The sequence below is a fragment of the Burkholderia sp. Tr-862 genome (assembly GCF_011753085.1).
Taxonomy (GTDB): Bacteria; Pseudomonadota; Gammaproteobacteria; order Burkholderiales; family Burkholderiaceae; genus Burkholderia; species Burkholderia ambifaria.
On sequence record NZ_VWWG01000157.1, the window covers coordinates 1 to 14480 of the forward strand.

Below are 14480 nucleotides of genomic sequence, written 5' to 3' on the forward strand. Positions count from 1 at the left end.
GCCCGCCGCGCGGGCCGGACCGACGATGCGGTGCGGCTCGCCGCGCTCGCGCAGCGGCGCTGGCCGGCGTCGCACGCGGCGATCGTCGCGCACCTGCAGGCACTGATCGCCGCGCGCCGCTTCGACGAAGCGCAGATGCTCGCCCGCAAGCAGGCGAAAGCGGACCCCGAGCAGCCGGACTGGTGGGACTACCTCGCGAAGGCGAGCGACGGCAAGGGCGACGTGCTCGCGCGGCGCCGTGCACTCGCGGAGAAGCTGGCGCTCGACGGCGCGTGGCCGTCGGCGATTCGCCAGCTGAAGGAGGCGCGCGACGCGAAGGACGTGTCGTTCTACGACCAGTCGATCATCGGCGCGCGGCTGCTGGAATTCGAGGCGCGCTACAAGGAAGAGCGCGAGGACGAGAAGAACGGCCGCGGATAACGGCCGTCAGACGGGCAGGGCGGGGGCGCTTCAGCGTGCGGCGCTGCCGTTGCTACCATCCGGCGTGTCGCGACGCGCCCGCTGCGCGGGACTCACGACGAAGCCGAACGTTGCCGGCACATCGGCACCCGCCAGGTTGCCGAGCGCCAGCGTGCGCCCTTCACGCCAGCGCAGCACGGGCGGCGTCGCGTCGAAGTCCGCATGATCGGCGAACAGGCCGAGGTCGTGGTCGTGCAGCGCCGCGATGCGCGGCGGCGTGCCCGCCGCGCGGAACAGCACACCGCCCGCATCGTCGAGCCATGCGGCGTCGGGCTCGAACGGCGCACCGGTCTGGTCGGCGAGCGTGAGCTGCCCGTCGCGTTCGGCCAGGCGCACGACCCACGGCGTGTACGCAAGCTCGACGTACACGCGCTGCGGCCCGTTCTGGAAGAACCACTGGCCGTGCGCGTCGCATTCGTAGTTGCGTCCGATGAACGCGTTGAGCGCCGCATGCCGGATCGGCGAGCCGAGCTCGCCGGCGGCCTGCGCGGCGTCGTCGCGCAGCCGCCACTCGCCGCGCCGGTCGAGCAGCAGCCAGCCGGTGCAGTGCGGCACGTTCGGCCACTTGGCGAGGGCCTGCCTGACGATGTCATCCATGGTCGACGAATTTCGAGCAATAGCCGAACACCCGCGCCGACAGCCAGTCGAGGCGGCCGGGGAACGGTCCGGTCATGAATCCCGCATGGCCGCCGTCCGCGGGCTGGTCGAGCTCGACGGCCGGCGACACGTCGGCGGGGCTCGGCAGCGCGGATTCGGGCAGGAACGGATCGTTGCGGGCGTTGAGGATCAGCGTGGGCACGTCGATTGCGGGCAACAGCGGCCGCGTCGTGGCCTGGGTCCAGTAGTCGTCGGCATCGGCGAAGCCGTGCAGCGGCGCGGTCACGACCTCGTCGAAGTCGCGCATCGTCACGGCTCGCAGCATCGCGTCGCGATCGAACAGGCCCGGGTACTGATCGAGCTTCGCGAGCGCCTTGCGCTTGAGCGTCTTCAGGAAGCTGCGCGTATAGACCATCGCGAAGCCCTGCGACAGCGCGCGCCCGCCCGCATGCACGTCGATCGGCGTCGAGATCGCGGCGGCCGCGTGCACGATCGACGTGTCGCTGCGGTGCTCGCCGAGCCAGCGCAGCAGCACGTTGCCGCCGAGCGACACGCCGGCCGCGACGATCGGCCCGCGATGCTGCGTGGCGAGCCGCTGCAGGATCCAGTCGACTTCGGCGCTGTCGGCGAGATGGTAGAAGCGCGGCTGACGGTTCAACTCGCCGCTGCAGCTGCGAAAGTGCGGGACGACCGCGTGCCAGCCCTTCGCGCGCGCGGCGGCCATCATCGCCAGCGCGTAGTGCGAGCCGGAACTGCCTTCGAGGCCGTGGAACAGCACGAACAGCGGTGCGTCGGGTGGCGGCGCGGCACTGTCGAGATGCGCGACCCAGTCGAGATCGATGAAGTCGTGGTCGGGGGTTTCCCATCGCTCTCGTCGGTAGGCGACAGCCGGACGCCGTGCGAACAGCGCGGGCACGATGGTTTGCACATGGCTGTTCGGCAGCCAGCGCGGTGCGCGATAGCGCAGTGAATCGTCGTCGGGGGCCGGGGCCCCGGTCAGCGGCGAGGTGGGCGGAGAAGCCGTACTCATGATCGCCCCGCTAATGCGTTGCTTCGTTGTTCGTCAGTGCAGCGGACCCTGCCCGTGACGGATCTTCGCGGCGAATTGTCCGGCCGCCTGTTCAGGAATCGGGCTCGCGTGAATATGCGCGATGCGCCACTCGCCGCGTTCGTGAATCATCACGTACGTCGCGAAAACCATGTCGGGTTCGGCCGTCAGGTCGGCCTGCTGATGTGCTTCGGCGATCGTATAGACGACGGTGCCGAGACTGTCGTATACGCGGATGTCGAGCGGTTCGATCGTCACCGGGCGCGTCGCGAGCCGGTTGGCCAGCCCGCTGCGGATCTGGTCGAGGCCGTGCAGATGCTCGCCGTCGGCCCAGACGCAGCTGGCGAAGTCCTCGTCGATCCACAACCCCAGCAGCGCGTCGAGATTGGCATCGGCGACGGCCTGGTAGTAGGCGTTCAGCGTATCGGCAGCGGCTTCGAAGAGGCGGGCAAAACGTGGCATCGGGGTTATCTCTCGCGCGCGTCGCGCGCCGTATTCAGCACGGCGGCCCGGGTGGGGCCGCCGTGCACCGGTGAATCGGATTGCCCGGCACGTCGTGCGACGCTGCCGGTCAGGGTCAGCGCTGCCCGACGAGCATGCCGCGCAAATCGCCGAATACCTGCTCGGGACCGAGTTCGCGCAGGCATTTCAGATGGCCGAGCGGGCACTCGCGTTCGAAGCAGGGACTGCATTCGAGATGAAGCCATTGTACCTTCGCCAGGTCCGACAGCGGAGGGGTGTGGCGCGGATCAGTCGATCCGTACAACGCGACGAGCGGCCGTCGCAGCGCGGCGGCGACGTGCATCAGCCCGGAATCGTTGGTCACGACCGCGTTCGCACGCGCGATCAGCGCGCACGCCTCGGACAGCGACGTCTGCCCGCACAGGTTGCGCACGTTCGGCGCGTGGTCGGCGATCGCCTGCGCGGCGGCGGCGTCCTTCTGCGAGCCGAGCGCGACGATCTGCGTGTACGGGAACGACTGGTGGACGATCGTCGCGAGCGTCGCGAAGTGCTCGGGCGGCCAGCGCTTGGCCGGGCCGTATTCCGCGCCGGGGCAGAACACGACGAGCGGCTTGCGCGTATCGAGATTGAAACGCGCGGACACGCGCGCCGTCTCGTTCAGGTCGGCGTCGAGGCGCGGCGGGGGCAGCGTCTTCATCGACTCGGGCAGCTTCGCGCCCGGCGCATACGCGAGCGCCGCGTAGTGGGTCGTCATCGGCGGACGCTCGGCCGATTTGTCGGGGTTCGCGTGCCGCACGTTGAGCAGGCCGTAGCGGTGCTCGCCCGTGTAGCCAATCCGCAGCGGAATGTTCGCGAGCCACGGGATCACCGCGGACTTCAGCGAATTCGGCAGCACGTACGCCGCGTCGTAGCCGACGTCGCGCAGGTCGCTCGCGAGCTGCCAGCGGCGCAGCAGCTGCAGCTTGCCGTGCGCGAGGTCGGTCGCGTAGACATCGTGGATCTCGGGCATCCGCTCGAGCACGGGCGCGACCCAGGTGGGCGCGACGGCATCGATCGCGATGCGGGGATGGATTTTTTTCAGCAGCGCAAAAAGCGGCTGCGCCATCAATGCGTCACCGATCCAATTCGGTGCGATAACCAGCGCTCGACGCATCAGGTCGACTTCCGATGTCGTAATGAAGCACGGCGCGCATGCACCGCGTTCGGGTTGTCAGAACAGGAAAAGGGCGGCGCGCCGGGGTTCCGGCTGCGCCGCCTCGCGTGCGGCGGGCCCGCGGGCCCGGCCGGGCTCAATGGCCCTTGACCACCTCGCCGTCGCGCAGCTTGTAGCGCGTGCCGCAGTACGGGCAGCGCGCCTCGCCGTGCGAGACGTCGATGAACACGCGCGGGTGCGCGCTCCAGCGCGCCATGGCCGGGTTCGGGCAGTAGGCGGGGAGATCCTTGGCCGTCAGTTCGACCAGCGGCATTTCCTTGATTTCACTCATGAGACTTTCTCTTATCACTCTGTGGTGGGGCGGTCGGTGGCGCGGCGCGCTCAGACCTTCGTCAGCCAGTGCGCGTACTTCGCGTTCTTGCCCGACACGATATCGAAAAACGCAGACTGGAGCTTTTCCGTCACGGGACCGCGCGCGCCGCTGCCGATCGTGCGGTTGTCGAGTTCGCGGATCGGCGTGACTTCGGCGGCCGTGCCCGTGAAGAACGCTTCGTCGGCCGTATAGACCTCGTCGCGCGTGATGCGCTTCTCGATCACCGCGATGCCGGCGTCCTTCGCGAGCGTGATGATCGTGTCGCGCGTGATGCCGTCGAGGCACGACGACAGGTCGGGCGTGTACAGCTTGCCGTTGTTCACCAGGAAGAAGTTCTCGCCGGAGCCTTCCGACACGTAGCCGTCGACGTCGAGCAGCAGCGCTTCGTCGTAGCCGTCGGCGGTCGCTTCCTGGTTCGCGAGGATCGAGTTCACGTACCAGCCCGACGCCTTCGCGCGCACCATCGACACGTTCACGTGGTGGCGCGTGAACGACGACGTCTTCACGCGGATGCCCTTCGCGAGGCCTTCCTCGCCGAGGTACGCGCCCCACGGCCACGCGGCGATCGCGACGTGGATCGTGTTGCCCTTCGCGGACACGCCGAGCTTTTCCGAGCCGACCCAGATGATCGGGCGCAGGTAGCCTGACTCGAGCTTGTTCTCGCGCACGACTTCGAGCTGCGCGGCTTCGAGGGTTTCCCGGTCGAACGGCACGTCCATCTGGAAGATCTTCGCCGAATTCAGCAGACGTTTGGTGTGCTCGGGCAGGCGGAAGATCGCGGTGCTGCCGTCGGCCGTCCGGTACGCGCGCACGCCCTCGAAGACGCCCATGCCGTAGTGCAGCGTATGCGTCAGGACGTGGATCTTGGCGTCGCGCCAATCGATCAGCTTGCCGTCCATCCAGATCTTGCCGTCGCGGTCGGCCATTGACATGGGATTCTCCTGTGAAGCAATTGGGTACAGCGGCCTGTGTGCAGCATTGAGCCGGAAAGACGCTTATTTTAGCGTCATTTGGTGTCGAGCCGGTCGGTCGGCGCAGGGCCGGGGCTATAATCATCCGGTACCGATTCCAATAACGACGGGCCGTCCCGGCAGGAGACGCCGGAGCCCGCACGAACCGCCCGCCGCGGCCCGCTTTCCGATGCTCGCTCGATTGTCCGCCACCGACCGCTTCGCGCTGATCCAGGGCGCGCGCGACTATTCCCCGACACTGATGGCAATCCTCTCCTGGGGGCTCGTGACCGGCGTCGCGATGAGCAAGTCGGTGATGACGCTCGGGCAGGCGAGCGCGATGTCGATCCTGGTCTACGCGGGCTCGTCGCAGCTCGCGGTGCTGCCGCTCCTCGTCGCGAAGCTGCCGGTCTGGACGATCCTGCTCACGGCCGCGATGGTCAACATGCGCTTCGTGATCTTCAGCGCCGGGCTTGCTCCCCATTTTTCCTACCTGCCGCTGTGGCGGCGCCTCGCGATCGGCTATTTCAATGGCGACGTGATCTACCTGCTGTTCCAGAAACAGGGCTTCGCGTACGGCCAGGTGCCGGGCAAGGAAGCCTACTTCTGGGGGATGGCGCTCGCGAGCTGGCTGTCGTGGCAAGTGTCGTCGCTCGCCGGCATCCTGCTCGCGAGCGTCTTTCCCGCGAGCTGGGGGCTGGAGCTGGCCGGCACGCTCGCGCTGATCCCGATCATGGTGTCGGCGGTCGCGAACCGCTCGACGCTCGCCGCCGTCGCGGTCGCGGGCATCGTGTCGCTGATCGCGTTCGACCTGCCGTACCGGCTCGCGCTGCCGATCGCGGTGCTGGCCGCGCTCGCGGCCGGCTGCACGGCCGATTTCTTCGTCGAACGCGCCGACTGGCGCCGCATCCGCACCGAAACCGTGCACGAGAAGGAAATCGAATGAGCGCGACGGAAATCTGGATCGTGATCGTCGGGATGACGATCGTCACGGCCGTCACGCGCGCGCTGTTCCTGCTCGGCGGCGAACGCACCGTGCTGCCCGAGCGTGCGCAGCGCGCGCTGCGCTACGCGCCGGCCGCCGCGCTCGTCGCGGTCGTGCTGCCCGACGTGCTCGAAACGCCGGCCGGGCTGTCGTTCGCGCTGTCCAACCATCCGTTCTACGCGGCGCTCGCCGGCCTCGGCTGGTTTTTGTGGCGGCGCAGCATGCTCGGCACGATCGTGATCGGAATGCTGGTCTTCACCGTGCTGCGCCTGATCTTCTGACGAATCGCCGTCCCTGCCGGGCGGGCACCGGCGGCTTGCGCCTGCACTTTGCTGCATTGCGGCAATGTGTCGGCAGGCGCGTGCGATCCCAAATAGGCGGAATTCGCCGCCGCACGGGTCAGTCTGCCGGATGGATCGGCTAGAATGCCCGTTCAAGATTTTTTTACCCGTGCGCGTCATGCGAACCGCCAGCCACGGCCGCATCCGGCGCCCTTTCGCGGCTGCCCGCGCACGTCCAGCGTGAACCCCCTTTCCCCATCCACTACTTCAATCTGTTCAACATGAGCCAAGTCAAGCGTCTTACCGACCTGATCGCCGCCGGCCAGCTCGCCGGCAAGCGGGTGTTCATCCGCGCCGACCTGAACGTCCCGCAGGACGATCACGGCAACATCACCGAAGACACGCGCGTGCGCGCGTCCGTGCCGGCCATCCAGGCCGCGCTCGACGCCGGCGCGGCCGTGATGGTCACGTCGCACCTCGGTCGTCCGACCGAAGGCGAATTCAAGCCCGAAGACTCGCTCGCGCCGGTCGCGAAGCGCCTCGCCGAACTGCTCGGCCGCGACGTGCCGCTGGTCCCGAACTGGGTCGAGAACGGCGTGAACGTCGCGCCGGGCCAGGTCGTGTTGCTCGAGAACTGCCGCGTGAACAAGGGCGAGAAGAAGAACTCGGACGAGCTCGCCCAGAAGATGGCGAAGCTCTGCGACGTGTACGTGAACGACGCGTTCGGCACCGCGCACCGCGCGGAAGCGACCACCCACGGGATCGCGAAGTACGCGCCGGTCGCGTGCGCGGGCCCGCTGCTGGCGGCCGAACTCGACGCGCTCGGCAAGGCGCTCGGCAATCCGGCCCGCCCGCTGGTGGCGATCGTCGCCGGTTCGAAGGTGTCGACCAAGCTGACCATTCTCAAGTCGCTCGCCGGGAAGGTCGACCAGCTGATCGTCGGCGGCGGCATCGCGAACACGTTCATGCTCGCGGCCGGCCTGTCGATCGGCAAGTCGCTCGCGGAAGCCGATCTCGTCGCCGAGGCGAAGGCGATCATCGACGAAGCGCGCGAGCGCGGCGCGTCGGTGCCGATCCCGTCCGACGTCGTGACGGCCAAGGAATTCTCGCCGACGGCCGCGGCCACGGTGAAGCAGGTCGCCGACATCGAAGCGGACGACATGATCCTCGACATCGGCCCGGATACGGCCAAGGCGCTCGCGAGCCAGCTCGAGAAGGCCGGCACGATCGTGTGGAACGGTCCGGTCGGCGTGTTCGAGTTCGACCAGTTCGGCAACGGCACCAAGACGCTCGCCGAAGCGATCGCCAAATCGTCCGCGTTCTCGATCGCGGGCGGCGGCGACACGCTCGCGGCCATCGCGAAGTACGGCATCCACGACCAGGTCAGCTATATCTCGACCGGCGGCGGCGCCTTCCTCGAGTTCCTCGAGGGGAAGAAGCTGCCGGCGGTGGAAGTGCTCGAAACGCGGGCGGCCTGAGCGTGGCGGCGCGCGCAGGGGTGACCAGGGCCGCGCGCTCCGCGACAGCGGAGCAGCCGGCCGGCGCGGGCAAGCGCAAACGCGCGCCCGCGCGGGCGAACTCAGCCCCGCGCGCACCGGCGGCCGCCGGCGACGCGGCCGTGCAGCACCACGAGATTCAGAACAAAGCGATGCCGGGCGCAAGCACCGGCACGCCCCCCGGAACGGCGGCCGCTGGGCCTGCCGATTCCGGCTCTCGCAGCGTTTCACCCAGCGCATCCACCTTGATCCAGATGAGGAGTTTCATGCAGCGCGCCACCAAGATAGTCGCCACGATCGGCCCGGCTTCCAGTTCGCCGGAGATTCTGCTGCAGATGATGCAGGCGGGCCTCGACGTCGTGCGGCTCAATTTTTCGCACGGTACGGCCGACGATCACCGCCAGCGCGCCGAGATGGTGCGCGAGGCCGCCCGCAAGGTCGGCCGCGAGATCGCGATCATGGCCGACCTCCAGGGCCCGAAGATCCGCGTCGGCAAGTTCGAGAACGGCAAGACGATGCTCGTGCCGGGCCAGGCCTTCATCCTCGACGCGGGCTGCGAGCTCGGCAACGACGAGCGCGTCGGCCTCGACTACAAGGAACTGCCGCGTGACCTGAAGCCGGGCGACCTGCTGCTGCTGAACGACGGCCTGATCGTGCTGACCGTCGAGCGCGTGCTCGGCGACGAGATCCACACGGTCGTCAAGGTGGGCGGCGAGCTGTCGAACAACAAGGGGATCAACCGCCAGGGCGGCGGCCTGTCGGCGCCCGCGCTGACCGCGAAGGACATGGAGGACATCCGCACGGCGATGTCGCTCGGCGCGGATCTCGTCGCGGTGTCGTTCCCGAAGAACGCGACCGACATGGAAATGGCGCGCCAGCTCGCGAACATCGCGGGCGCGCCTTACGGCATCAAGCCGAAGATGATCGCGAAGATCGAGCGCGCGGAGGCGATTCCGGCGCTGCAGAGCATCCTCGACGCGTCCGACGGCATCATGGTCGCGCGCGGCGACCTCGCGGTGGAAGTCGGCAACGCGGCCGTGCCGGCGCTGCAGAAGCGGATGATCCGGATGGCGCGCGAGTCGAACAAGCTCGTGATCACCGCGACGCAGATGATGGAGTCGATGATCCTCGCGCCGGTGCCGACCCGCGCGGAAGTGTCGGACGTCGCGAACGCGGTGCTCGACGGCACCGACGCGGTGATGCTGTCGGCCGAGACGGCCGCCGGCAAGTACCCGGTCGTCACGATCGAGACGATGGCGGCCGTGTGCGTCGAGGCGGAAAAGTCCGAGCACGTCGAGCTGGACAAGGATTTCCTCGACCGCACGTTCACGCGGATCGACCAGTCGATCGCGATGGGCGCGCTGTTCACCGCCTATCACCTGGGTGCCAAGGCGATCATCGCGCTGACCGAATCGGGCGCAACCGCGCTGTGGATGTCGCGTCACTACACGCACGTACCGATCTTCGCGCTGACGCCGCGCGTCGGCAGCGAGCGCACGATGGCGCTGTACCGCAACGTGACGCCGCTGCATGTCGACTTCAACAGCGACCGCGACTCGGCGCTGCAGGCGGCGCTCGAGATCGTCGTCAAGCAGGGCTACGTGCAGCACGGCGACATGGTCGTGCTGACCGTCGGCGAGCCGATGGGGCAGGCGGGCGGCACCAACACGCTGAAGATCGTGCGGGTCGGCGAGCATTATTGAGCTGAGCGCCCCCGAACCTGTCGCTTCGCGCCAGGCCCCCCGAGGGGGCAAGAAAACTTGGGGGCGGCCCGGCGTTTTCTTGAGAGCGCCGGCGTGCGCCGGGCCGGTCTGCAGATCGGCCGCCCGAGTTGATCTGGCACCGTTTATTGACGAAAGCCGCGCGGGGTCTGGTACCCCGCGCGGCTTTTTTTCTGTTTTTTGCCCGCATTGTGCCGTGCGAAGGTAACAAATTGCGAGCAGGTGCCACCGGGCGGTCGGAATCGGAGGCGCTTCGCGATAAAATGCCGCTATTCGACGCTCAGCCGCGCCGTGCCGCCCCGGTTCGAACGGGAGGCGAGCGCCGCGCCGGCGTCAGGGCGCACCGGTTTTCATTCCAAGGAGTTCCACAATGCCTCTCGTATCAATGCGTCAATTGCTGGACCACGCGGCAGAGCACGGTTACGGCCTGCCTGCCTTCAACGTGAACAACCTGGAGCAGGTCCAGGCGATCATGGCGGCGGCGGATCAGGTCGGCGCGCCCGTGATCATGCAGGCATCGGCCGGCGCGCGTAAGTACGCGGGCGAGCCGTTCCTGCGCCACCTGATCGAAGCGGCGGTCGAGTCGTATCCGCATATCCCGGTCGTGATGCACCAGGACCACGGCCAGTCGCCGGCAGTCTGCATGGGCGCGATCCGCAGCGGCTTCACCAGCGTGATGATGGACGGTTCGCTCGAAGCCGACGGCAAGACGGTCGCCTCGTACGAGTACAACGTCGACGTGTCGCGCAAGGTCGTCGAGATGGCGCACTCGATCGGCGTGACGGTCGAAGCCGAACTCGGCGTGCTCGGCTCGCTCGAGACGATGAAGGGCGACAAGGAAGACGGCCACGGCGCGGAAGGCACGATGACCCGCGAGCAGCTGCTGACCGATCCGGAGCAGGCGGCCGACTTCGTGAAGCTCACGCAGTGTGACGCGCTCGCGATCGCGATCGGCACGTCGCACGGCGCGTACAAGTTCTCGAAGAAGCCGACGGGCGACATCCTGTCGATCCAGCGCATCAAGGAAATCCACGCACGCATCCCGAACACGCACCTGGTGATGCACGGTTCGTCGTCGGTGCCGCAGGAGCTGCTGGAAGAAATCCGCCAGTTCGGCGGCGACATGAAGGAAACCTACGGCGTGCCGGTCGAGGAAATCCAGGAAGGCATCAAGCACGGCGTGCGCAAGATCAACATCGACACCGACCTGCGTCTCGCGATCACCGGCGCGATCCGCCGCTACCTGTTCGAGAACCCGGGCAAGTTCGATCCGCGCGACTACCTGAAGCCCGCGCGCGAAGCGGCGAAGAAGGTGTGCGTCGACCGCTACCTCGCGTTCGGCTGCGAAGGCCAGGCCGCGAAGATCAAGCCTGTGTCGCTCGACAAGATCGCCGAACAGTACAAGTCCGGCGCGCTCGCGCAGGTCGTGCGCTGAGACTGTAGTACGATTGCCCCGCCGAAAGGCTGGGGCCGGCTGCCCGCTGCCGGATTTGATCCGGCCCCGGCAGCCGTTCCGTCCGGCCGAACGAGGGCCGGCCGGCAACCTGCGGGCACGATCGCCCGCCGGTTCGCCGACGCATTGCAAGACCGCCGTTCCCGCCTGCCGCGGGGAACGGCGTTTCCCTTTTTGTTTGGCTCCTTATCTGCGAAAAGACGATGTCTACCCTTTACGAATCCACGCTCCGCTCGCTGCCGCTCCTCGGTCGCGGCAAGGTCCGCGACAACTACGCGGTCGGCAACGACAAGCTCCTGATCGTCACGACCGATCGCCTGTCGGCATTCGACGTGATCATGGGCGAGCCGATTCCGAACAAGGGCCGCGTGCTGAACCAGATGGCGAACTTCTGGTTCGACAAGCTCGCGCACATCGTGCCGAACCACCTGACGGGCGACGCGCCGGAAGCGGTCGTCGCGGCCGACGAGGTCGAGCAGGTCAAGGGCCGCGGCGTGGTCGTCAAGCGCCTCGAGCCGATCATGATCGAAGCGGTCGTGCGCGGCTACCTGGCCGGCAGCGGCTGGAAGGAATACCAGGCGTCGGGCGCCGTGTGCGGCGTGCAGTTGCCGGAAGGCCTGCAGAACGCGCAGAAGCTGCCCGAGCCGATCTTCACGCCGGCCGCGAAGGCCGAGCTCGGCGAGCACGACGAGAACATCACGTTCGAGGAAACCGAGCGCCGCATCGGCACCGAGCTGGCCGCGACGATTCGCGACATCTCGATCCGCCTGTACAAGGAAGCGGCCGACTACGCGGCGACGCGCGGCATCATCATCGCCGACACGAAGTTCGAATTCGGCCTCGACAATCACGGCAAGCTGTACCTGATGGACGAAGTGCTGACGGCCGATTCGTCGCGCTTCTGGCCGGCCGACCAGTACCAGGTCGGCACCAACCCGCCGTCGTTCGACAAGCAGTTCGTGCGCGACTGGCTCGAGACGCAGCCGTGGGGCAAGACCGCGCCGGCGCCGGCGCTGCCGGCCGACGTCGTCGAGAAGACGGCCGCGAAGTACCAGGAAGCGCTCGAGCGCATCACCGGCCAGCCGCTCGCCTAAGCGAGCTTTGCATGGGACCCGAGTAAGCGCTGAAGCGCTAACTCGGGTCGACAAGGACAGACGAAAATGAGTGAAGTCCAGACCGCCCACACGCACAGCGCGCCGCTCATCGGCGTGCTGATGGGTTCGAGTTCCGACTGGGACGTGATGAAGAACGCGGTCGCGATCCTGCAGGAATTCGGCGTGCCGTACGAAGCGAAGGTCGTGTCCGCGCACCGGATGCCCGACGAGATGTTCGACTATGCAGAGAAGGCGCGCGAGCGCGGGCTGCGCGCGATCATCGCGGGCGCCGGCGGTGCCGCGCATCTGCCCGGCATGCTGGCCGCGAAAACCACGGTGCCGGTGCTCGGCGTGCCGGTCGCGAGCAAGTACCTGAAGGGCGTCGATTCGCTGCACTCGATCGTGCAGATGCCGAAAGGCGTGCCGGTCGCGACGTTCGCGATCGGCGAGGCCGGCGCCGCGAACGCCGCGCTGTTCGCGGTGTCGATCCTGTCCAGCACGTCGGTCGACTACGCGAACCGGCTTGCCGCGTTCCGCGTGCGCCAGAACGAAGCCGCGCACGCCATGGTGCTGCCGCCGCTGGCGTGACGGCGCACCGGCGGCCGCGCGTCGCGGCCGCCTGACTTTCCTCACAGCGGCGGGCAGCGCCCGCCGCGACCGACCACTGACATGACCGCAACTCCTGATTCCGTTTCCCCGATCCTGCCCGGCGCGTGGCTGGGCATGGTCGGCGGCGGCCAGCTCGGCCGCATGTTCTGCTTTGCCGCCCAGTCGATGGGCTATCGCGTCGCCGTGCTCGATCCCGATCCGGCGAGCCCCGCCGGCGCGGTCGCCGACCGCCACCTGCGCGCGGCCTACGACGACGAAGCCGCGCTCGCCGAGCTGGCCGGACTGTGCGAAGCCGTGTCGACGGAATTCGAGAACGTGCCGGCCGCGAGCCTCGATTTCCTCGCGCGCACGACGTTCGTCGCGCCGGCCGGCCGCTGCGTCGCGGTCGCGCAGGACCGGATTGCGGAGAAGCGTTTCATCGAGTCCTCCGGCGTGCCGGTCGCACCGCACGTCGTGATCGAATCGGCGGCGGCACTGGCCGCGCTCGACGATGCCGCGCTCGACGCGGTGCTGCCGGGCATCCTGAAGACGGCGCGTCTCGGCTATGACGGCAAGGGCCAGGTGCGCGTGAGCACCGCGCAGGAAGCGCGCGATGCGCATGCGGCGCTCGGCGGCGTGCCGTGCGTGCTCGAAAAGCGCCTGCCGCTGAAGTACGAAGTGTCCGCGCTGATCGCGCGCGGCGCGGACGGCCGCTCGGCCGCCTTCCCGCTCGCGCAGAACGTGCATCACAACGGCATCCTCGCGCTGACCATCGTGCCGGCCCCGGCCGCCGATGCCGCGCGTGTCGAAGAGGCGCAGCAGGCGGCCGTCCGGATCGCCGATACGCTCGGCTACGTCGGTGTGCTGTGCGTCGAATTCTTCGTGCTGGAAGACGGCTCGTTCGTCGCGAACGAAATGGCGCCGCGCCCGCACAACTCCGGCCATTACACGGTCGATGCGTGCGCAACGAGCCAGTTCGAGCAGCAGGTGCGCGCGATGACGCGCATGCCGCTCGGCAACCCGCGCCAGCATTCGCCGGCCGCGATGCTGAACATCCTCGGCGACGTGTGGTTTCCGAATGGTGGGGCGGCCGAGGCCGTCACGCCGCCGTGGGACACGGTCGCCGCGATGCCGGCCGCGCACCTGCACCTGTACGGCAAGGAAGAAGCGCGCGTCGGCCGCAAGATGGGCCACGTGAACTTCACGGCCGAGACGCGCGACGCCGCCGTCGCCGCTGCCACCGCGTGTGCGCAGCTGCTGCGCGTGCCGCTCGACTGAGGCGCCAGCCGATGTCCATCGATCTCCCGAACTCCGTGACGCGCGTGCAGATCGACGCGGCCGCCGCGCTGCTCGACGCGGGGCAGCTCGTCGCATTCCCGACCGAAACCGTGTACGGGCTCGGCGGCGACGCGGCGAATCCCGAGGCCGTCGCGCGCATCTACGCGGCGAAAGGGCGCCCGGCGAACCATCCGGTGATCGTGCATCTGCCGCCCGGCGGCGATCCGGGCTACTGGGCCGACGACCTGCCGGCCGATGCACAGGCGCTGATCGAGGCGTTCTGGCCGGGCCCGCTGACGCTGATCCTGAAGCGCCATGCGCGCATCCCGGACGCCGTGAGCGGCGGGCAGGATTCGGTCGGCCTGCGCTGCCCGTCGCATCCGGTCGCGCAGGCGCTGCTGGCCACGTTCAGCGCGCGACGCGGCGGCCACGGTGGCGTCGCCGCGCCGTCCGCGAACCGCTTCGGCCATGTGAGCCCGACTACCGCTCAGCATGTGCGCGACGAATTCGGCGACACGGTGCACGTGCTCGACGGCGGCGCG

Annotated in this window: 16 protein-coding genes and 1 pseudogene; 10 read left to right on the plus strand and 7 right to left on the minus strand. The window is 68.4% G+C overall.

What is annotated here, in order from left to right; all coding sequences use genetic code 11:
• Positions 1-420 (plus strand): annotated as a pseudogene (locus F3J14_RS28180) (M48 family peptidase); the annotation flags it as partial.
• 30 nt (positions 421-450) lie between these two features.
• Here F3J14_RS28180 and F3J14_RS28185 read toward each other — a convergent pair.
• The 6 genes from F3J14_RS28185 to F3J14_RS28210 form a co-directional block, all read right to left on the minus strand.
• Complete coding sequence (locus F3J14_RS28185) at positions 451-1056, minus strand: DUF2946 family protein (protein ID WP_166725747.1); 606 nt, start codon at positions 1054-1056, stop codon at positions 451-453.
• Positions 1049-2086 (minus strand): hydrolase, encoded by a 1038-nt coding sequence (locus F3J14_RS28190; RefSeq protein WP_166725748.1) that lies wholly within the window; start codon positions 2084-2086, stop codon positions 1049-1051. The genes F3J14_RS28185 and F3J14_RS28190 overlap by 8 nt, the downstream gene beginning before the upstream one ends.
• A 33-nt stretch (positions 2087-2119) precedes the next feature.
• Positions 2120-2566, minus strand: coding sequence for a nuclear transport factor 2 family protein (locus F3J14_RS28195; RefSeq protein ID WP_006749968.1), 447 nt, complete (start codon positions 2564-2566; stop codon positions 2120-2122).
• Positions 2567-2681: 115 nt separating this feature from the next.
• The gene (gene waaF, locus F3J14_RS28200) at positions 2682-3719 is read right to left on the minus strand and encodes a lipopolysaccharide heptosyltransferase II (RefSeq protein WP_166725749.1); all 1038 of its coding nucleotides are present in this window, start codon (positions 3717-3719) and stop codon (positions 2682-2684) included.
• 136 nt (positions 3720-3855) lie between these two features.
• Positions 3856-4050, minus strand: a complete 195-nt coding sequence (locus F3J14_RS28205) for a zinc-finger domain-containing protein (protein WP_006749970.1) — start codon at positions 4048-4050, stop codon at positions 3856-3858.
• Between the two features lie 50 nt (positions 4051-4100).
• Positions 4101-5024 (minus strand): branched-chain amino acid transaminase, encoded by a 924-nt coding sequence (locus tag F3J14_RS28210; RefSeq protein ID WP_166725750.1) that lies wholly within the window; start codon positions 5022-5024, stop codon positions 4101-4103.
• Between the two features lie 208 nt (positions 5025-5232).
• On the opposite strand from F3J14_RS28210, the gene F3J14_RS28215 reads away from it, so the two are divergent.
• From F3J14_RS28215 to F3J14_RS28225, 3 genes are all read left to right on the plus strand, one after another.
• On the plus strand, positions 5233-5988 hold the full coding sequence (locus F3J14_RS28215; RefSeq protein WP_166725751.1) for an AzlC family ABC transporter permease: 756 nt from the start codon (positions 5233-5235) through the stop codon (positions 5986-5988).
• The gene (locus F3J14_RS28220; protein WP_006761763.1) at positions 5985-6308 is read left to right on the plus strand and encodes an AzlD domain-containing protein; all 324 of its coding nucleotides are present in this window, start codon (positions 5985-5987) and stop codon (positions 6306-6308) included. The genes F3J14_RS28215 and F3J14_RS28220 overlap by 4 nt, the downstream gene beginning before the upstream one ends.
• Before the next feature lie 281 nt (positions 6309-6589).
• Positions 6590-7786, plus strand: a complete 1197-nt coding sequence (locus F3J14_RS28225; RefSeq protein WP_166725752.1) for a phosphoglycerate kinase — start codon at positions 6590-6592, stop codon at positions 7784-7786.
• Positions 7787-7943: 157 nt separating this feature from the next.
• Here F3J14_RS28225 and F3J14_RS36110 read toward each other — a convergent pair whose 3' ends face one another.
• On the minus strand, positions 7944-8072 hold the full coding sequence (locus F3J14_RS36110; RefSeq protein ID WP_256097633.1) for a hypothetical protein: 129 nt from the start codon (positions 8070-8072) through the stop codon (positions 7944-7946).
• Between F3J14_RS36110 and pyk the strand changes: the two genes are divergently transcribed.
• From pyk to F3J14_RS28255, 6 genes are all read left to right on the plus strand, one after another.
• Positions 8071-9507 (plus strand): pyruvate kinase, encoded by a 1437-nt coding sequence (gene pyk, locus F3J14_RS28230; RefSeq protein ID WP_006749975.1) that lies wholly within the window; start codon positions 8071-8073, stop codon positions 9505-9507. The two genes, F3J14_RS36110 and pyk, sit on opposite strands and share 2 nt — an antisense overlap.
• Positions 9508-9895: 388 nt before the next feature.
• Entirely contained in the window at positions 9896-10960 is a 1065-nt protein-coding gene (gene fba, locus F3J14_RS28235; RefSeq protein ID WP_011657813.1) for a class II fructose-bisphosphate aldolase, read from the plus strand.
• A 221-nt stretch (positions 10961-11181) separates the two neighbouring features.
• The gene (locus tag F3J14_RS28240; protein ID WP_006749977.1) at positions 11182-12072 is read left to right on the plus strand and encodes a phosphoribosylaminoimidazolesuccinocarboxamide synthase; all 891 of its coding nucleotides are present in this window, start codon (positions 11182-11184) and stop codon (positions 12070-12072) included.
• 66 nt (positions 12073-12138) lie between these two features.
• Positions 12139-12660: a 5-(carboxyamino)imidazole ribonucleotide mutase gene (gene purE / locus F3J14_RS28245; RefSeq protein ID WP_166725753.1), complete on the plus strand. Its 522-nt coding sequence runs from the start codon at positions 12139-12141 to the stop codon at positions 12658-12660.
• Positions 12661-12741: 81 nt separating this feature from the next.
• Positions 12742-13938 (plus strand): 5-(carboxyamino)imidazole ribonucleotide synthase, encoded by a 1197-nt coding sequence (locus tag F3J14_RS28250; RefSeq protein WP_166725754.1) that lies wholly within the window; start codon positions 12742-12744, stop codon positions 13936-13938.
• An 11-nt stretch (positions 13939-13949) separates the two neighbouring features.
• Positions 13950-14480 (plus strand): L-threonylcarbamoyladenylate synthase (locus F3J14_RS28255; protein ID WP_166725755.1); only part of this gene is annotated, 531 nt, incomplete at its 3' end.